Below are 18,822 nucleotides of genomic sequence, written 5' to 3'. Positions count from 1 at the left end.
CGATCCCTACATCACCCACCACTTTTTCTTCTGAAAACAAACGCTTCCGCTGATAACTGATCCTGATGGATCAGAAAAATTCTTCTTGCCCGAACGAATATGTGTCTCAGTGCCTGCGGATGATTTTTCGCTTTGGAGAATGCTTCAACTCTGGTTTGCTCATACACTCCCCAATACATTACCGATAATTAATTGGCATATTCATATGCGGTTCATCTAAAAAGACAGACATTACTCGCACGCCTTTTAGCGGCGCCCCTGTAAAAGAGTAATGGAGTCAAATAGCCATGAAATCGAAGACCGCATTTATCGCTGTAATTGCAACATCTTTGCTTGCTGTACCCGCACTGGCACAAGAAAATAGCAGTGCAAATACTGATAAACCGGCAGCAGAGACGGCCGTTGCCCCAAACAAGGACATGAAGGGCAAGCGTGGCCCCGTCGATCTTGAGAAATTCTCACGCATGGATGACCTCAAGGCCGCCGATACCGATGGCGACGGCGTACTTTCTCGCGCCGAAATCGAAGCACTGGCACTCAAGCGCATCGTGAGCCGGGCAGCTGACCGCATGGAGCGTCGCCTCGACGTCAATGGCGACGGCAAGGTTACGCTTGCGGAAGTGGAGAACCAGCGTAAGAAGGAATTCGCTGCACTGGATCGAAATGAGGATGGCAAAATCGATCGCAGCGAAATGCGCGCCGCGAAGATGTATCACCAAGCCAGAGGCTCTCACCACAAAGGTCCACATCATATGGGCAACCACAAAGGTGGTGAGCATAAAGGCCCGATGAAGGATCAGGCAGAGAAGCCACAAGAATAAAGCTGAAATAAAAAACCCGGGCTCAATGCCCGGGTTTTTCATACGCCGATGTCAATTTCACCGTTCAAGAGCGGATGACGCCCTTCTTGAAAATGATATTGCCATAAAGCCGCTTCTCACCGGTCCGAATGATCGCGAACGCATCGCGAGCGCGGTGATAAAAAGCAAATCTTTCAACTGGATCGACGGAAATCTTTCGCCCCTCAGCCTTTTCTATGACCGATTCAAATTCCTTGAAAATCGCCGGCGTTTCATTGGGCGCCTGCATGACGGCGGCTGGCTTGTCGACAAAATCGTCCAAAGGCAACAGCGACAACACTGCCTCGGCCATATCCGTTGCAGTGATCCCCGGAAAGTCCAGCACGTGGACACCAGAGGACTGCGCCGGATAATTGGCATCAACAATCACGAGATCGTCTCCGTGCCCCATATCGGCAAGAACCTCGAGCAGCGAGCCGGTCAGCAATGGATTGATGTTCTTCAACATAAGACGTCAGTTCCTATAAAAATTCTGTCGCCTCACACTAAACAACTCGCTTTCAGAATCGCAAGGTCCAAGTGTTGGAAGTTGACCGGTCTTATCTCGTGGTCGGGTCCAGCTTGTCGCGTAGCCAATCACCCACAAAGCTGATCGACAGCGTCGTGAACATGATCACAAATGACGGCGCGAGCATGATCCACGGTGCGCGAGTGAGATATTCGCGACCATAACCAACCATATTACCAAGGCTGGTCATCGGCGGCTGTACGCCGAGGCCCAGAAACGAGAGGCTGCTTTCAAGGAGAATAATCTCCGGGAATGTCAACGTCATCGAGACGATTAGCGTTGAAGCAATGTTCGGGAGGATATGTTTGAGATACACCCGCGACGGCGTAGCGCCGAGCTGGGTAACCGCTGCTGCATAACCTTGTGCATTCGCTGAGACAGCCAGCCCACGCGCGATACGGGCATAACGTTCCCAGCCGTAGAAGCCCATCAGGCAGGTCAGCAACAAAAGCGAGCTTCCGAAAAATGCCAGCACGGCAAGCGACAAAATCAGGAATGGCAACGCCGCCTGAAAATCAGCCAGCATGACCACAACCTGCTCCACCGCGCCTCGAAAATAAGCTGCGAGGAAACCCAGTGTCGTCCCGAACACCGCTGAAATGATCGTCGCACCAAACGCGATGAGCAGCGAAATGCGAATGGATTCGATGAGGCGTGAAAGCACGTCACGTCCCAGCTCATCAGTACCCAGCCAATGCTGTGCGTTCCCCGGCAGTGCGAGGCGGTTTTTCAGGTCAAAGGCTGTAATGTTGTAGGGTTTTATCCAGTCCGCAGTCAGCGCAATCAGGATCATTGCGGCGATCCAGACAAAGCCGATGATGACCATCAGCGGAATGCTTTTACGGCTCTTTTTCGGTTGCGTGGAAACAGTGGCGGTATTGGCGGTCATATCCGTCATCGGTTCAGCCTCACGCCTTGCCCTGCGCCTGACGCAGACGCGGATCGAGATAACCATAGAGAAGATCAACAATGAAATTGGAGATCACCATCGTCGCGGCCACGAGAAGCAATATGCATTGCACGATAGCAAGATCGCGATTGGCTACCGAAACCACGAGCAATCTGCCCACGCCTGGCCAGGAAAAGAGCGATTCAACCACCACCGCACCTGCAATCAGCGATCCGACCATAAACCCGACGATAGTGACAATCGGGATGGCCGCGTTAGGCAATGCATGACGCCAGACAACATTTCGCCAGGACACACCTTTGGCGCTCGCCGTGCGAATATAGGGCTGCCCCAGAATCTCGATCATTGCGCTGCGGGAGAACCGCGCCAGAATGGCCGCGCCGCCGAGCCCCATGGTGATTATGGGTAGAATGGCATGCATCCAGCTGTCCTGCCCGCCCGAGGGCAACCAGCCCAACGAAACCGAGAACACCAGCACGAGCAACAAGCCAAGTACAAAACTCGGTAAAGTGAAGCCGATGACGGCAGTAGCCATGACAGCCCGGTCAATGAAGCTGTTGCGATGCAACGCAGCATAAATTCCGGCCGGAATGCCAAGCCCAAGTTTGATCAACAATGCCGGTATCGTAAGTTGAAGCGTCGCGGGAATGCGCTCGGTCACCAGTGCGATTGCAGATTGGCCATCGCGCATCGATATCCCAAGATCGCCACGCGCAATAGCGCCGAAATAGCGCAAATATTGCTGCCAGAGCGGATCATCGAGCCCCCAGTTCTTCCGGAAGGCAGCTATCGCTTCCGGTGGCGCGTCCGGTCCCATGATGATCTGGGCCGGATCACCGGACATACGCAAAACGACGAAAGCGAATGTCACCACAAGAAGAATGGTCACAAATGCGCGAACCCCGCGAACCATCAGAAATCTAAGCATGAATATTGTCCGTCTGCAGGGTTCCTGCAAAATGGCAGGCCACTTTGCGTCCCGCTGGCATGTCGAGGAGTTCAGGTGTCTCGCTGCTGCAGCGCGGAGCCGCGAAACGGCAGCGGGGGTGAAACGCACAGCCATTAGGTCGCGCGGCAGGGTTCGGCGGCTCTCCCTGCAGGATGATGCGATCGCTGAGAGGAGTTCCAGCGACAGGGACACTGGACACCAGCGCCTGCGTGTAGGGGTGAAGCGGTTTGGCAAAAATCTCGTCCGAGGACGCCTCTTCGACGATCCGGCCCAGATACATGACCGCAACACGATCCGAAATATTGCGTACCACCTTCAGATCATGGCTGATGAAAACCATGGCGATGCCTTCGCGTTCCTGCAAATCGCGCAAAAGATTCACAACCTGCGCCTGAATGGAAACATCCAGCGCCGATACAGGTTCGTCGCAAACAATGAGTTGCGGCTTGCATGCGATGGCGCGTGCAATGACGACACGCTGGCGCTGCCCGCCTGAAAGCTCATGCGGATAGCGCGAAGCCTGATCGGGACGAAGGCCGACCGCTCGCATCAGCTCTGCAACACGCGCTTTCTGCTCAGCAGCGGTTCCAATTCCGTGAATCTCCAGTGGTTCGGCAATCTGACGGCCAATCGGCAACCGTCGGTCCAGAGCTGCCAGAGGGTCCTGATAGACAAGCTGCATACGCGCCCGCAAAGCGCGCCAGCTTGCGGTCTTCTGGCGAGGTAGGGCTGAACCTTCAAACGTCACCTCTCCCTCGCTGGGATCTTCCAGACCGAGAAGCAGCCGCCCGGTCGTGGATTTACCCGAACCGGACTCGCCAACAATGCCCAGTGTTGTTGCCGGAGCGACCGATATGGAAAGCCCGTCGACCGCGCGCACCGCGACCGGTTTTGCGAACGGACCTTTGCGCGACGTGTAGGTTTTGACAAGGTCGCGAGCTTCGATGAGAGCAGCTGTCATTGTGCTATTGCCCTTGTGCTCGCCGGGACTGAAACATGGTCACTCATGGATGGCGGCAAATGCGAGGTAGCCGGATAGGGATGAAAGCACGAGACCATGCGCCCCTCACCGGCATCGTCCTGCGGAACACCGAGCCTGGGGAGGCTTCGCGCGCACAGATCACTCGCGCTCAAGCAGCGTGGCGAAAATGCGCAACCTTGCGGAAGCTTGCCCGGCTCAGGAACTGTGCCCTCAATGGGGATCAGACGATTGCGCCCGCCATCAAGGTTCGGAATAGAATCGAACAGGCCGTGCGTATAAGGATGGCGCGGAGCAGCAAAGAGCGCTTCGGTCCGGGCCTGTTCAACGATACGCCCGGCATACATGACGGAAACACGTTCGCAAATTTGCGACACTGCACCAAGATCATGGCTGATAAAGACCACAGCCATGCCGGTTTCCGCACGCAATGCGGCCAATAGATCAAGAATTTGAGCCTGAATCGTAGCATCAAGTGCTGTCGTGGGCTCATCCGCGATAAGGATATCAGGATTGCCCGCCAGCGCCATGGCAATCATCAAACGCTGGTTCTGGCCACCGGAAAATTCGTGCGGATAATTATCGATACGGCGACGCGCATCGGGTATTCCCACCAATTCCATCAATCGCAAAACCTCTGATCGGGCTGCAGGTCCTCTCAGATTGCGATGAAGCCGCACGGCCTCCTCAATCTGGCGCCCGACCCGAATAACCGGATTTAGAGAACTCGATGGGTCCTGAAAGATCATCGCAATACGGCCACCCCGAACACCTTCGAGTGTGCTGCGCGATGCAGTCAGCAATTCTGTTCCTTCAAGGAGAACACTACCGGAGATCGACGCCTTTTTCGGCAAGAGACCGAGCGCTGCCAGCCAGGTCACAGACTTGCCGCAGCCGGACTCCCCGACTAATCCGACAGCTTCGCCTCGCTCAATCGAAAGGTCGATACCATGCAGAACCGGCACGCCATCAAAGGCCACTTTGAGATTGGAAATTTCGACCAGCGGCATCATGCAATCCTTCTGGTTCATTCACAGTCGCGGGGTTTGAAACCCCAAAGGAAAAGCGAGCCCGATTGAGCCGGGCTCGCCTCTACAAATGGATCAGGCCCAGTTGTTTTTGCGGAAGTCCATCGCGAAAGCGGGCGCCGCCTTCCACTTCAATGACTTCGGCTTGGCGGTGAAAGTCGCGTTCTGGTGAAGGACGGTGTAGGCTGGATCTTCACGTTCGCAGATTTCCAGCATCCGCTTGAATGCTTCCTTGCGCTTGGCGTGATCCGTGCTCGTTTCCATAATGACGGAAAGCTTGTTCGCCTCCTCATTCGTCCATTCACCGACCTGTTGCTGCTGACCATTCGGGCCATGCTGGCTGACGATAGACGAAACCGGATCGTTGAACGGTGCGGAATTGGACCAGTCGCGCACGGCACGTCCTGGGCTCTTCTCCAGAACCTGCTGCCAGTTTTCCTGCATCTGAATTTCGACGTTCAGCCCCACCTGGTTCCACATCTCCACAAGGATCTGCGCGGTTGGGGTCTGGTTCGTGTAGTAGTTGTTGAGCAGGCGGTAAGGGATGGCATCGCCCTTGTAACCGGCTTCTTTTAGAAGCTGCTTGGCGAGATCCGGGTTATATTCCGGAACACTCCAGCCCTGAACGAACATATCGCCATAGTAGTCCCACTGGAGACCAGCCGGAACGACCGTACGACCGGCCCACAACGAATCCACGATCGCCTGACGGTCGATCGCATGGGTAAATGCGCGACGCACCAACGGATTTTCCAGTTGCGGATGGAACTTGTCGAATACAGTTAGACGGTGGTTGAGGATCGTACCGCCCTGAACCTCGAAAGCGTCATTCTTTTCGATACCTTCGATCTGATCCGGTGGAATATCGCAGGCAAACTGATATTCGCCCGAGAGCAGACCATTGATGCGGGAGGCAACTTCCGGCACCTCGATGAAACGGATCTGCTTCAGCGGTGGGCGTCCACCCCAATATTCGTCGTGAGCTTCGAGCACCAGCATGTTGTCCGGCTTGAACTCGACAACCTTGTAGGGCCCGGTGGTAACCGGCTTGCGCGCCCAGTCGAGATAGCTAGGCGACTCTTCCCAGCCACGACGGCTCATAATCTGGCTACCGTAACGGGAGATACGGCCTTCCATGGTGACGTCTGGCGTACCATTCTTGAAGCGCACCGTGTATTTGTCGACAATTTCGACACCCAGCAAGGCTGGCCAGGAACGACGTGCCGTCGCTGGCACTTCAAGCGGCAGTTCCTTGCTTTCACGACCGAGCGGATTTTTCTCCGTGACGTAAATCGTCTTGCCTTCGGCTGGTTGCGTGTCGCCAAACATGCGCTCCTTGCCAAAAGTGAAGGCAACGTCTTCGGCGGTCATCTCATCGCCATTGTGGAACTTCACCCCCTGACGGAGCTTTAGCTCGACCGTCTTGTCATCGATGCGGGTCCATTCGGTCGCAAGACCAGGCACAGCCGAAAGACCGCCCAGCCAGTCGCGGTCGATCAACGCCTCCCAGATACTGGAAAAGAAAACGCGTTCGCCGACATTCGACTGTTCGCGAAGAACGTCAAGCGTGTTGCTGTTTGCCACCTTCTGCACAGCAATGGTGATCGATGGGCGATTGTCAGCCTGTGCGATTGCAAATCGCGGCAGGACGAGCGAACCGGCGGCGCCGGCTGAAAGGCCAAGCATTCCGCGTCGGGTCAGATTGATCATTTGGTTGCTCCTGAGATCAATGGTTGCGCGTTGTGAGCCCTTGCGGGCCGGATCTGTAATGGGTCAGTGTCCGGTCGGCATGAGACAGTCGCCACGACAAAGCCTTCTGGGCGTAGTCGCGAACGAGAGCCGCATAAGCGGGGTCTTCAGCCAGATTGTTGAATTCGTGCGGGTCCGCCTTCAAATCGAAGAACAGCGGCGGCAGGGCCGCAAAATGCACGTACTTGTAGTTCTCGTCCTCGATCACACAGAGGCTGCAATCATCCTGGGAGAGCTGTACCGAGTTCTGCGGCTGATCGTAGAAGACGTCGCGGAAGTCGAATTCGTAATGCAATTCTGTGCGCCAGTCGGCGGGTTTTCCCTCACCCAGAAATGGCAACAGCGAACGTCCGTCGCAAGCGCGTGGCGTTTCCCCGCCGAGCCATTCGAGGATGGTGGGCATGACATCGATGCTTTCGGAAAACCCATCTTCGATCTGGCCAGCGTGCCGGTTCTCCCCCGCATCCTTTATAACCAAAGGAATACGGAAACTTTCGTCGTTGTAGCCGATCTTGCCGAGCAGATGATGATCACCGAGCTGCTCACCATGGTCGCTGGTGAAGATGATTAGTGTGTCGTCCCACTGACCAGTTTCATCAAGGTAAGCGAAGACCCGCCCCAGACAATCGTCGATTTCCGTAATCAGGCCGCAATAGGTGGCGCGCATCTGGCGAATCTCGCCTTCGTCCAGCGTTGCGCCGGAGCCTTCCGCCCCATGGAAAAACGAACCACGCCTGATATGATCTATATAGTGCTTCATAAGCGGATGCTGTGCCGCTTCGGCATCCGGACTTTCCGCGCGAACCGGCGCAGGCATATCTTCGGCCTTGTACATCGCATGATAAGGCGCGGAGGCGACGAATGGCGGGTGCGGGCGGTAGTAACCTAGATGCAGAAAGAATGGCTTGCCATCCCTGCCCTTAAGGTAGGTCAGCGCGCGTTCCGTGAAGAATGTGGAATCCGAGAACTCCTTCGGGATACGCGACGGCTTGTCGGTAGCACCGGGAACGGAATACTCCCCTTCTGGCAGCCAGATATCTTCCCGGTTCTCCGGCAGTTCAAAACCGTTCTGCGCCACCCAGCCGAAATATCCGTCCATATTGGGTTCGAATGCGCCCACTGAGCGAAACCCGTCCATGATATCGCCAAGAACCGTGAAACGCGGATCTCTTGGGGACGTCGAACGCGGGTCAGGCGTCGTCGTCGTGTAACCAATGAGCGCGGGATCATAGCCGATGGCGCGGAGGGCTTTGCCGAGGTTCAAATGGCGCTGATCAAGCGGAACAGTGTTCTGTACCGCCCGATGGTTCATCAGGTAAAGGCCAGTAAGCAAGCTTGCCCTTGCTGGTCCACACGGCACACAGGTTGTGACGTGGTTGCGGAAGGTCAAGCCTTCCCGGCACAAGCGATCAAGATTGGGAGTTTTGAGGAAGGGTTCGCGACCCTCCGCCCGCATCAGGTGGGGGATAAAATCTGCTCGCCATTGATCAACGACGATAAGCAGGACATTTTTTCTGGTCATGTTGGCCTCGTTATTTCCGAGGCTTACTAGGACCCTTATATATCAAGGGCATGACCCTTGTGTAATGTTTTGGTGAAGCTCTGATTACAGAAACGCCGGCCAAAGGCCGGCGTTTCACTCAGATCAGCGGAATAGTCGATCATTCCGCCTTGGCTTCGATATCGACCTTGTCGAGCAGCAAGGTCGGATCCTGCGATGCAGCTACCATTTCGAGAGCGCCAATGCCTTTTTCGGCTTTCGACTTGACGGTCAGCTCGAAAATATTCGGCTTAGCCAAGAACGTCGAAAACGCCGTCGCAACATCCTGCAACTGTGGCTGCTCCGCTGCCAGCTCTTGCAGAGCGGCTGCAGCCATCAGAGACATCGTGCCGCGTACTTCGTCTTCCGACATATCTTTTTCTTCGGCATAAATTTTGATCGCGTTAGCGATAATGCCCTTTTCTTCAACCTTCAGGTTTACCTGCTTGGCCTTGAGCCCGAGCAGAGCGACCTGCATCATCACCTTATCGCCAGAGAAGAATTCCTTCGTCAGTCCGCCCATCAAACCAGACATGGATACGGAACCCATATCCTTACCGCTGATCGAAATGTCCTTGATGATCAGATCCTGGTTTGCCTCATCCCAGCTTGCTTCGAAGTTTGAAGACATGGTGAGACTATCATAACCAAGCTTCCGAAGCTGCTGGTAGAACTCGTCATCAGCCTGTGTCGGCACTTTGATCGACATGTCTTCGTAAGCGACGCGCACATCGGTCGGAATACCGTTGTAAGGCTTGTTGAGAGCGACTTCATAGTTCTTCATGGCAAACTGAATGCGTTCAGGCAGCGAAGGAACCGACGATTCTTCGGTTGCAGCCTGCTCTCCCTCATCCGCATTTTCCTCGCCTGCGTCCACATCTTCAGACTTTTCGTACGGCAGATCGGCGTCGATCCCCACTACCCGAAGCGTGCCGAATTCCGGAAGCATGGTCGTGAAAGGGAAGTTTTCAACTTCGTCCTCATTCAGCGCCGCAAACTTCTTCAAGGCTTCGACTGAAGTCGCCCAGGAGAAGCCCTTCAAGGAAGCTTCCTCCATCTTCATGTAGTCCTGACCTTCGGAGAAGGCCAAGCCTTTGATGGTCGCATCCATCTTCTGATTGTCGAAAGCAACTGCGACGCGTTCGATACTGCCCTTGCCTTTCGATGAATCAGTTGGCTCGATCTTCATGCCGAGCATTTCGACATCGCCCTTACCGATCGTGTCGAACAGGGAACTCAACTGAAGAATAAGCTCGCGCGTCTCTTCCTGTGAAAGTTCGTCCGCATTTTCGAGAGACTGGAGCTTCTCCAAGGTTTCGGTGAACGGTACGGCGGGCATACGAGCCGTGAAACCGTTGCTGCGAATCTCATCGTAGCTGAAGTTCGCATCCTTCGTCTTCATGACGATGTTCTTCGCCGAAAACGGGCCATAGACCGGCTTTGCTTCCTTATCGTCCGGGCCTGCCTTTTCGGTATAGAGGCGGGCGAGGAAGACACCATCAATGTCTTTGCCCTCTGCGGCACCCATGGTGCCTGTCATCTTGTCCGTGACTTTTTCGCCGTCTTCACCCGGCACTTGGATCGTGAAGTCGAAAATCGTGCCGCCCGCCGTATAACGAGCAACCTTACCGAGGTTGATATCTTCCAGCGCAACGTCCTTATAGACGATGTTCTGTTCGTTATTCGCGACTGTCTGGACAACCTTGATTTCCTGCGCAGTCAGGCGCTTTGCCGAGAAACGACCAACGCGTTCCGGCAGCGTCAGACCGCTATTGCCGAAAGTATCCTTCAGCATGGCTGTATCGAAATTAGCGTCTTCGATTGCCACGCTTGGAATGGAAACCTTGTAGTTTCCGATCTCCGTATCAATGCCCGACGCATTCAACATGCCGGTCAGGAACAGAAACTTGGGGCGACCGTCAACCGAAGCGATACGGACGTTGGAGCCATCCTTCAACGGCAACGTCACGTCGCGCAGATGAATACGTCCGAGAAAGTCGGCTTCGACGGAAGATGCTTTGCCGCCACGCTTTTCAAGCTGCGACGTGATCGTGTTCTCAAGTGTGATCTTGTATCCGGTCAAACCGGCAGCAGCGATAGCGATTACCGCAACTGCCGCCCACAGCGCCTTGCGCCCACCCTTACGGGTTCCGTTCTTTGCCTGCTCCACGATGCTGGTCCTTTCAGCGCAAATTAAAACGGTGTCTGTGCAAGCCATTGCCAGAACGAATTCACTGACGAAAGGGAGGTTTCGACATCGCGTAAATACGGCTGAAACAACTGCTTAAAACACACAGCCTGAATCGGTCAGGCAGACAGATGCTCTAACTACCTGAAATTGCAAGCGCAAGCAGGATCGTAAATGTTCCTCACAATATTTTTGGGCTTTCTCAAGCAATACTCGAACAAGGCAACACAAAAATCATTGGTAATTTCAACGAAATACCTTCCGCGCCATTTCAGCTATTGAACCGGTTACTATCCCGTTCATTCAAACACACAGATACTATCAAACGCTCAAAGCGGCTGATCGGGATGTGGAGATGAACCGTAAGCGCCCCAAATGGATTGATCGAAATTCACGATGGCGCCAGTCATCAAGCCGGATTCTTCCGAAGCCAGAAATGCTATCGCGCGGGCAACTTCGACCGGTTCAATCAGCCTTCCGAAAGGCTGGCTCTTAGCCGCTTCATCCAGCCAGTTCTCCGGCGCATTGTGAAACTCGCGTTGGATACGGTCTTCGCCGTCTGATGCCATCCAGCCAATATTCAGGCTATTGATGCGAATACGATTGCGCAAAACCGAATAGGCTACGTTGCGGGTCAGTGTGTCCAGCGCCCCCTTGGAAGCGCAATAGGCTGCAATGAAAGGCTGGCCGCCCATGGACGACATCGAAGAAATATTGACAATCGTTCCCTCGATCTTGTCGCGCCGGAACAGCTCTATCGCTTCTTGAATGAGGAAGAATGGCGCTCGTGTATTCACCGCAAACAAGCGGTCGAACAATTCCGGGCTCGTATCCAGAATGGTGCCCCGATCCGTCAAACCAGCAGCGTTTACGAGAACGTCCAGCCTTCCAAAAACACGGTCGGCTTCCGAAACGATCTTGCGGCAGTCTTCCACCTTCTCAAGATCAGCCTGCACGAAGACCGCTTTGGCTCCGAGATTTGCCAACTGATCGACTTGCGCTCGCCCTTTTTCAACCGAACGCCCGCATATAACGAGACCTTTGGCGCCTCTCTCTGCAAACAGTTTCGCAGTTGCTGCGCCAAGCCCTTGCGTGCTTCCGGTAATGACGGCAACTTTGCCATTGAATTGTCCGTTCATTCTACGCTCCGAAAATCCCGGTCAGACCCGACCGCCCAGTTCAGCAGTCAGGTCGGCGAGTTCCTGCCCACCTGCCATGAGGCTTTGCAATTCGTCCATGTCCACATCGTTCTTCGTTCGCGTTCCAAGCGTTATCCCGCGATTGAGAACTGTGAATTTGTCACCGACCGCATGAGCATGACGGACATTGTGTGTAATGAAGATCACACCCAGCCCGCGTGAGCGCACCAGATTGATGTATTTGAGAACCATCGCCGTTTGCCGGACCCCCAGCGCGGAAGTCGGTTCATCGAGGATCAACACTTTCGCGCCGAAATAGACGGCGCGGGCAATCGCCACACACTGCCGCTCACCGCCGGAAAGCGTTCCGACAGCCTGCTGCGGATCACGGACATCGATCCCGATCTTGCGCATCTCCTCACGCGTAACTTCTTCCGCCTGCTGCGTATCGAACCAGCGTATCGGGCCGATGCCTTTGGTCGGTTCCCGTCCCAGAAAGAAATTCCGCATGACCGACATTAGCGGGATCATCGCAAGATCCTGATAAACTGTCGCAATCCCATGATCGAGCGCATCGCGCGGACTGTTGAAGGTGACAGGCTTTCCTTCGACCAGAAAGTCGCCACTGGTCGGCTTGTGCACGCCAGAAAGCGTCTTGATCAGGGTTGATTTACCGGCTCCATTGTCGCCAAGCAGGCAATGGACCTGCCCCGGTTCGACGCTCAATGAAACACCGTTCAATGCAATGACCGGACCGAAATGTTTAACGAGATTGCGAACTTCGATGATGGGTGTCGTCATGGCAAATCTCCCTCTCAGCGCTCGCCGGTCGCGCGCTTGCGAATGAAATTGTTGAAGAGCACCGCGATTAGAAGCATTCCTCCCAGGAAGACCAGATACCAGTCCTGATCGATCTGGGTATAGGTCAGCCCGATCAGAACCATGCCGAAGATGATCGCGCCGAAGAACGCACCGATTGCAGAACCATAACCGCCGGTCAGCAGACAGCCGCCAATGACCGCAGCGATAATCGCCTCGAACTCCTTCTGGAAGCCCCGGCGCGCATCAGTTGAACCGGCATCCAGAACGGTAAGAATAGCCACCAATGCCGCAGCCATTGCCGTGCACATGAATAGCGTTGTCTTGACGCGACGGACAGGAACACCGGAATTGCGTGCAGCCAGAGCATCACCGCCGGCCGCGAAAATCCAGTTGCCAAAGCGTGTGCGTACCAGCACATAGGTTGCAATAAGTGCGATGGCGATGAACCACAGAACCTCGACCGGCACGCCTTTTACCGAAGGCTCACCATTGGGAAATTTGTCAATCAGATCGTTTTCAGCCATCCAGGCGAAAAGTCCCTGAAAAGCATCGCCGGAAAACAGGCCCGCAAGATAACTGCCCGCTACAGCTTCCTTCACGCCACGCAGCTGCGTAGCGCCACCTGTTGCCCATTTCAGCCCGACTAGCGACAGACCACGCAAAATGAACAGGAATGCGAGCGTCACAATAAATGATGGCAATCCAGTCCGGATAACAATCTGCGCATTCACCATCCCCACGAAAGCGGCGAACAGCAGTGTGACGATGATGGCAATACCGAGCGGCACCTGCCAGACGACAAGGGCAGCGGCGAAGATCAGGCCTGCAAAAGCTACCATCGAGCCAATAGACAGGTCGAATTCACCGCCGATCATAAGAAGCGCTGCGGCGACTGCCAGAATGCCGAGCTGCGAAGCAGGAGCCATGAAGTTCATGATGCCGGCAGCAGTAAACATCGCCGGATTGGCAACTGAAACGAAAAAGACCGTAATTAGGATCAGGCCGGATACCGCTCCTAATTCCGGTCGGCTCAGGAGCCGTTGCATTGGGCTCGCCGACTGAAGCCGCTCATCCTTCGATAGCGCCGCTGTGTTGGCCTTTTCATGGGGAAGTGGCTCACTCATGATCTTCTCCTGATGCATTCTGGGCACAGAGACCCGTTCCCGCCCATTTTCATGGGCGGGTTCGATATCAGATGGTCGAAACAATGCTTACCGGATGCCCTTGGCCGAAAGTTCCACGACCTGCTTGGCCTTGTCTTTGGTGATCAGGTTCGGGCCCGATGGAACATTGCCGCCCGGCATCAAACCGTACTTCGCATTAAGCGCGAGGAACGAGACCGGAAGGTAGCCTTGCAGGAACTGCTGCTGGTCGATGGCGAAGTCCGCCTGTCCCTTTTCAACAGCTTCCAGGAAGCCAGCCGACATGTCGAACGTCGCAACGTGGATTCCGCTGCGACCGCTTTCGGCGGCGGCTTTCACGGCCGGTTCACCTGCAAGTGTCGCATTGAGCGTCAGGATTGTGTCGACGGCAGCATCAGATGCCAGAGCAGCGCGAACCTTGGCTTCGTTTTCAGCAGGATCGGTCGATGTCGGCAGAACCGTTACATCACCAAAGCCCTCTTTGAAGCCTGCGCAGCGCTGATCGAGCGAGACGTTACCCACTTCCTGGTTGACGCAAATGCCCTTTTTGCCGCCAGCATTCTTCAATGCTTCACCTGCTACCTTACCGGCATCAAATTCATCCTGTCCAACATGCAGCAGAGCGCCGAGCTTCTTCGAGGCATCGGAACCGGAATTCATGGAAATGACGGGAATACCGGCTGCTACAGCACGCTGGATCGATGGTCCAAGCGCATCCGCATCTGGAATGGAAACCACAATACCCTGCGGCTTCTGATTGATCGCCGCATCGATAAGCTGGGCCATCTGCACCATGTCAAAGGTTTCTGGCGCACGATAATCGACCTTCGCGCCCGTATCCTTTGCCGCTTCGGCAACGCCGTTCTTGACGACAGACCAGAACGGATCCGATGCCTGACCGTGACTGACGACAACGATATTAATATCGGCCGCGTGTGCTGCGAAAGACGCAGCCAGCAACGCCACCCCGGCCACTGCCGATTTCAATAGAGATTGCATGTTCACTCCTCCCTTGTCCGGCACTCCCCGCCGGTTTGCGTTAACGCTTTACCTTCCGCCTGCTGTATTCCGGCGCTCCTCCAAGCGTTTTACCCGTGAACACATGCAGATCGTGGATCTTTTCAATAGAATGAAACATTCATAACAAATTCTCGTAGAATTATAATTCCATTTCTGGTAGCTCATGTCAATCGCATAAGCTGCCGACGATATGCTTATTTCCCAAAGGAGTTGCGCAGCACCAAACGCTTCGACCATCGTTTCTGGAGGAATGACAATGGCTGATAGAGCTGAGGTTGTGGTGGCGGGCTTGATCGGGTCCGGCTTCATGGGCAAGACGCACGCCCTTGCGCTCGCTAACGTCAATCGCGTTTTCGACCTACCTATCGATGTGCAGCTTCACACATTGGCCGATGTGAATTCTGAAACGGCGTCAAAAGCCGCAAAACAACTGGGATTTGCAAATGCCACTGGAGATTGGCGGGAATTGATCACCAACCCGGATATCAATCTCATCGACATCACGACGCCAAACCGGTTTCACAAGGAGATGGCGCTCGCCGCCATTGAAGCGGGCAAACACGTCTATTGCGAAAAGCCGCTTGCACCCACCGCTGCCGAGTGCCTCGAAATGACGCTCGCCGCAGAACGGCAAGGTGTTCAGACAGCCGTTGGGTTCAACTATCTGAAAAACCCGATGATAAAACTGGCCAAGGAAATCATCGACAGCGGTGAACTGGGCGAAATTCGCAATTTTCGCGGTATTCATGCGGAAGACTTCATGGCCGATGCGCGTATTCCATGGACCTGGCGTCTCGATCCGGCAGGCGGTGGAGGAGCGTTAGCCGATATCGGCAGTCACATCATTGCCGCCGCACGCTATCTCGTTGGGCCGATAACGACGGTCATGGGAGACGCCGTCACCATCATCAATGAGCGCCCAGATAGTTTGAACCTTTCGCAGATGAAACCCGTGGAAACAGACGATGTCTGCCGCGCTTTCGTGCGTTTTGAAAACGGGGCAACGGGCACAATCGAAGCGAGCTGGATCACCAGCGGTCGCAAGATGCAGCACGACTTCGAAATTTCCGGATCGAAAGGCTCCCTCTTCTTTTCACAGGAACGCTTCAATGAGCTCGACCTGTTTCTCTTTTCCGACAAAAAAGGACAACAAGGCTTCCGCAAGATCTTTGCTGGCCCCGAACACGAACCCTATGGCGCATTTTGCGTAGCGGGCGGCCACCAGATCGGCTTCAACGATCTCAAGACGATCGAAGTTCGCGACTTCCTGTTGGCCATTGCGGGGCAGAAGACCAATCACGCCGATTTCCGCGAAGGTTATGAAGTCCAGAAGGCTGTAGAAGCCATCTACGCCTCTTCCCGCGAGCATCGGTGGAAAAATGTCTAGCCAATACGTGAGGTCGGATGGACGATGAACTCGCCATCCACCGTCATGATTTTCGCTCGAATACCATAGACGTCGTGCAGCAACTGTGGCGTGAGAACTTTCGTTGGCTCCCCATCTGCAACGATACGTCCCTTGTCGAGCAAAATAAGGCGCGTGCAATGCTGTGCCGCAAGGCTCAACTCATGCAATGAGGCGACAACAGTCCTCCCCTCTTTTGCAAGTTCGGCAAAACTTTCCATCAATCCAAGCTGATGAGAAGGGTCGAGCCCAGCCACCGGCTCATCGGCGAGTATTACGGGCGTATCCTGCGCCAGAACGCGCGCAATCAGCACGCGTGCCCGTTCTCCGCCGGAAAGCTCGATCGCCGACCGTTCCCGAAATCGGGTAACATCCATACGCTGCATTGCGGTCTCGATGAGCATTTTATCCTGTGCGCTCATGCTCGCAAAAACCGGCTTCAAGGCGGAGCGTCCCAAAGAAACAAGCATCTCCACGGATACCGGCCACGCGACATCACGCTCCTGCGGCAGATAAGCGAGGTTCTGTGCTTTTGTCGAAGCGCTCATGTGGCGCACATCGCCTGTGTCGAACGAAATTTCCCCGCTGGACCTCACAAGTCCCAAAATGGCGCGCAACAATGTCGTCTTGCCAGCACCGTTAGGTCCGATCAGTCCGATGAATTCACCACCATGCATATCGAAACTTGCGTCGCTGAGTACTGCCTTCCCGCCAAGCGTAACGGAAAGATTTTTTACCGAAAGCGATGTCATACGAGCTGCCTCCGATATTTAAACACAAGCCACAGAAAGAATGGGGCACCAATGATTGCCGTCAGGACGCCCAGTTTCAGTTCACGCCCCGGCATAACGACACGCACCAACACGTCAGCAGCCAACAACAGAGCAGCCCCACCGAAACCGCTGGCAACCAGCAATCGCGACGGACGCGCACCGACAAGCGGTCGCAGAAGATGAGGAACCACCAGCCCTACGAAACCGATTGCACCGGCAACAGCGGTGGAAGCGCCCACGCACGAAGCTGTGCCCAGCACGGCAAAAAGCTGCACGCGGGCCAGATTGACGCCCATTGTGGCCGCAGCATCTGCGCCTAGTGTCAAACTGTCGAGCGACCGCCCAAGCGCCAGAAGCATGGCCCAGCCAATGAGGATAAACGGTGCAGCGAGTGCCACATGTGTCATTGATCTATCCGCCAGCGATCCGAGCATCCAGAACACGATTTCCATTGCGGCAAACGGGTTGGGCGACAGGTTGAGCGCCAGCGCCGTCAATGCACCGGCGAGACTGGTCACCGCGACACCGGCCAATATGACCGCAAGCGTACCAGCATTGCGCCCCGCCAGAAGCTTGACGAGAAACACCGACACAAAGGCACCTGCAAGCGCGAGGAGCGGCAAAGCCAGCGGGAACAGAAGCGAGAGACCGCTATAAATAGCAATAACAGCGCCGAATGACGCGGATGCGCTCACACCCAGCAGGCCGGGTTCCGCGAGCGGGTTGCGCAGGTAGCCCTGCAAGGCAGCGCCAGACAATCCAAGAGAAGCGCCGATGAGGAGCGCGAGCAGTGCCCGCGGCAGGCGGATTTCACGCATGACGAGTGCGATCATTTCGCTATCATCGCCGAAAAGCGCCCTGAGGCTGTCAGTCATACTGATCGCAGCAGGCCCTGTCAGCAGTGAAACGATGAAAAGCAAAACCACAAGCATGGCCAGCCCGACGAGCAGAAGATAGAAGCGGTTCCGTTCAGTCACGCGCCGCCTCCGCGAGCTCTGCCACAGCTTCCACACTGAATGGACCACCGCAAACCGTCAGATTATCCGCTATCGTCACCGCCCTCGCCTGTTTTTCAAGCGCCCGCAGTGCCGGATGTTCGAAATTCTCGAAAGCCAGCGCAGGCGCGCGATCTCTTGAACTGCGCACCAGAATATCCGGCTTCTCGAGCACCAGCTTTTCCAGCGGCAGCGGCGCAGAACCGCTGATCCCTGCCTTGTCGGCCAGATTATCAAGCCCGGCAAGACGCACGGCCTCATCAACCAGCATCCCCCGGCCGGATGTGTAACTGTTGGCATAATAAAGCGCGACCGTCTTGCGACGGATCGGAGGCTGGATTGCCGCCAGAGCAGTTTTCATTTTGTCGATTTCCCGGCTGGCTTCCGCCTGTCTTCCGAGCACCTCGCCCATGCGACGCAGATGATCCTCTATATCGCCGAACGTGCGGGCAGGCGCGAACTCTTCCACACGAACACCCAGCTTGCGCAACAGCCCTACCGTTGCCCTCGACGAGAATGTGCCCGCCAGCACAAGGTCAGGCTTCATCAGAAAGACTTCTTCTGCCTGCGCATGGTTGACCGGCACCTCGCGGGCTTTTGCAGCCATCACGGATAGTTCCGGGTCCTGCGACAAGTAAGAAACCGATCGCAACTGGCCCTCATTGGCCAGCAACAATGCCAGCTGATCGGTGCATACGTTGATGGAAACGACGTGATGGGGAATGTCCCCCGCGTTTGCTGAATTTCGAACGAATAGGGCCAGCCCCGCCGCGAGGCAGAAGCTGGTTATCCAATTTGCGGACGCCCTTTTCATT

At 55.3% G+C, this 18,822-nt stretch carries 17 protein-coding genes; 2 read left to right on the top strand and 15 right to left on the bottom strand.

Annotated elements, in window-relative coordinates; all coding sequences use genetic code 11:
* Window positions 1-287 precede the first annotated feature (287 nt).
* Window positions 288-821 (top strand): EF-hand domain-containing protein, encoded by a 534-nt coding sequence (locus tag OANT_RS09575; RefSeq protein WP_012091826.1) that lies wholly within the window; start codon window positions 288-290, stop codon window positions 819-821.
* 64 nt (window positions 822-885) lie between these two features.
* Here the strand turns inward: OANT_RS09575 and OANT_RS09570 are convergent, their stop codons facing one another.
* The 12 genes from OANT_RS09570 to OANT_RS09515 form a co-directional block, all read right to left on the bottom strand.
* Entirely contained in the window at window positions 886-1,308 is a 423-nt protein-coding gene (locus OANT_RS09570; protein ID WP_010659810.1) for an RbsD/FucU family protein, read from the bottom strand.
* 91 nt (window positions 1,309-1,399) lie between these two features.
* Window positions 1,400-2,266, bottom strand: a complete 867-nt coding sequence (locus OANT_RS09565; protein WP_012091825.1) for an ABC transporter permease — start codon at window positions 2,264-2,266, stop codon at window positions 1,400-1,402.
* A gap of 10 nt (window positions 2,267-2,276) precedes the next feature.
* The gene (locus OANT_RS09560) at window positions 2,277-3,206 is read right to left on the bottom strand and encodes an ABC transporter permease (protein ID WP_012091824.1); all 930 of its coding nucleotides are present in this window, start codon (window positions 3,204-3,206) and stop codon (window positions 2,277-2,279) included.
* Window positions 3,199-4,188, bottom strand: a complete 990-nt coding sequence (locus tag OANT_RS09555) for an ABC transporter ATP-binding protein (protein WP_012091823.1) — start codon at window positions 4,186-4,188, stop codon at window positions 3,199-3,201. The genes OANT_RS09560 and OANT_RS09555 overlap by 8 nt, the downstream gene beginning before the upstream one ends.
* On the bottom strand, window positions 4,185-5,219 hold the full coding sequence (locus OANT_RS09550; RefSeq protein WP_012091822.1) for an ABC transporter ATP-binding protein: 1,035 nt from the start codon (window positions 5,217-5,219) through the stop codon (window positions 4,185-4,187). Before OANT_RS09550 ends, OANT_RS09555 begins: the two co-directional genes overlap by 4 nt.
* 90 nt (window positions 5,220-5,309) lie before the next feature.
* A complete protein-coding gene (locus OANT_RS09545; RefSeq protein WP_010659805.1) occupies window positions 5,310-6,944 on the bottom strand; it encodes an ABC transporter substrate-binding protein in 1,635 nt (544 codons plus the stop codon).
* A gap of 16 nt (window positions 6,945-6,960) precedes the next feature.
* Complete coding sequence (gene pehA / locus OANT_RS09540) at window positions 6,961-8,505, bottom strand: phosphoric/sulfuric ester hydrolase PehA (protein ID WP_012091821.1); 1,545 nt, start codon at window positions 8,503-8,505, stop codon at window positions 6,961-6,963.
* 139 nt (window positions 8,506-8,644) lie between these two features.
* Window positions 8,645-10,693: an aq_1923 C-terminal domain gene (locus OANT_RS09535; protein ID WP_040129207.1), complete on the bottom strand. Its 2,049-nt coding sequence runs from the start codon at window positions 10,691-10,693 to the stop codon at window positions 8,645-8,647.
* A 347-nt stretch (window positions 10,694-11,040) separates the two neighbouring features.
* A complete protein-coding gene (locus tag OANT_RS09530; RefSeq protein ID WP_012091819.1) occupies window positions 11,041-11,850 on the bottom strand; it encodes an SDR family oxidoreductase in 810 nt (269 codons plus the stop codon).
* A gap of 21 nt (window positions 11,851-11,871) precedes the next feature.
* The gene (locus OANT_RS09525; RefSeq protein ID WP_010659800.1) at window positions 11,872-12,651 is read right to left on the bottom strand and encodes an ATP-binding cassette domain-containing protein; all 780 of its coding nucleotides are present in this window, start codon (window positions 12,649-12,651) and stop codon (window positions 11,872-11,874) included.
* A gap of 14 nt (window positions 12,652-12,665) precedes the next feature.
* Window positions 12,666-13,796 carry an ABC transporter permease gene (locus OANT_RS09520; protein ID WP_012091818.1) on the bottom strand — a complete coding sequence of 377 codons (1,131 nt, stop codon included), beginning with the start codon at window positions 13,794-13,796 and terminating at the stop codon, window positions 12,666-12,668.
* Between the two features lie 87 nt (window positions 13,797-13,883).
* On the bottom strand, window positions 13,884-14,813 hold the full coding sequence (locus OANT_RS09515) for a sugar ABC transporter substrate-binding protein (RefSeq protein ID WP_012091817.1): 930 nt from the start codon (window positions 14,811-14,813) through the stop codon (window positions 13,884-13,886).
* A 277-nt stretch (window positions 14,814-15,090) separates the two neighbouring features.
* On the opposite strand from OANT_RS09515, the gene OANT_RS09510 reads away from it, so the two are divergent.
* On the top strand, window positions 15,091-16,221 hold the full coding sequence (locus OANT_RS09510; RefSeq protein WP_012091816.1) for a Gfo/Idh/MocA family protein: 1,131 nt from the start codon (window positions 15,091-15,093) through the stop codon (window positions 16,219-16,221).
* Here OANT_RS09510 and OANT_RS09505 read toward each other — a convergent pair.
* Genes OANT_RS09505 through OANT_RS09495 form a run of 3 tightly spaced genes read right to left on the bottom strand, consistent with a single transcriptional unit; the run spans window position 16,218 to window position 18,821 of the window.
* Window positions 16,218-16,991: an ABC transporter ATP-binding protein gene (locus tag OANT_RS09505; protein ID WP_012091815.1), complete on the bottom strand. Its 774-nt coding sequence runs from the start codon at window positions 16,989-16,991 to the stop codon at window positions 16,218-16,220. The two genes, OANT_RS09510 and OANT_RS09505, sit on opposite strands and share 4 nt — an antisense overlap.
* A complete protein-coding gene (locus OANT_RS09500; protein WP_012091814.1) occupies window positions 16,988-17,989 on the bottom strand; it encodes a FecCD family ABC transporter permease in 1,002 nt (333 codons plus the stop codon). Before OANT_RS09500 ends, OANT_RS09505 begins: the two co-directional genes overlap by 4 nt.
* Window positions 17,982-18,821, bottom strand: coding sequence for an ABC transporter substrate-binding protein (locus OANT_RS09495; protein WP_012091813.1), 840 nt, complete (start codon window positions 18,819-18,821; stop codon window positions 17,982-17,984). The genes OANT_RS09500 and OANT_RS09495 overlap by 8 nt, the downstream gene beginning before the upstream one ends.
* Window position 18,822: the final 1 nt, after the last annotated feature.

The sequence above is a fragment of the Brucella anthropi ATCC 49188 genome (genome assembly GCF_000017405.1).
Taxonomy (GTDB): domain Bacteria; phylum Pseudomonadota; class Alphaproteobacteria; order Rhizobiales; family Rhizobiaceae; genus Brucella; species Brucella anthropi.
The sequence above is the reverse complement of the archived record's forward strand: the minus strand, read 5'-3'. Positions and strand labels throughout refer to the sequence as shown.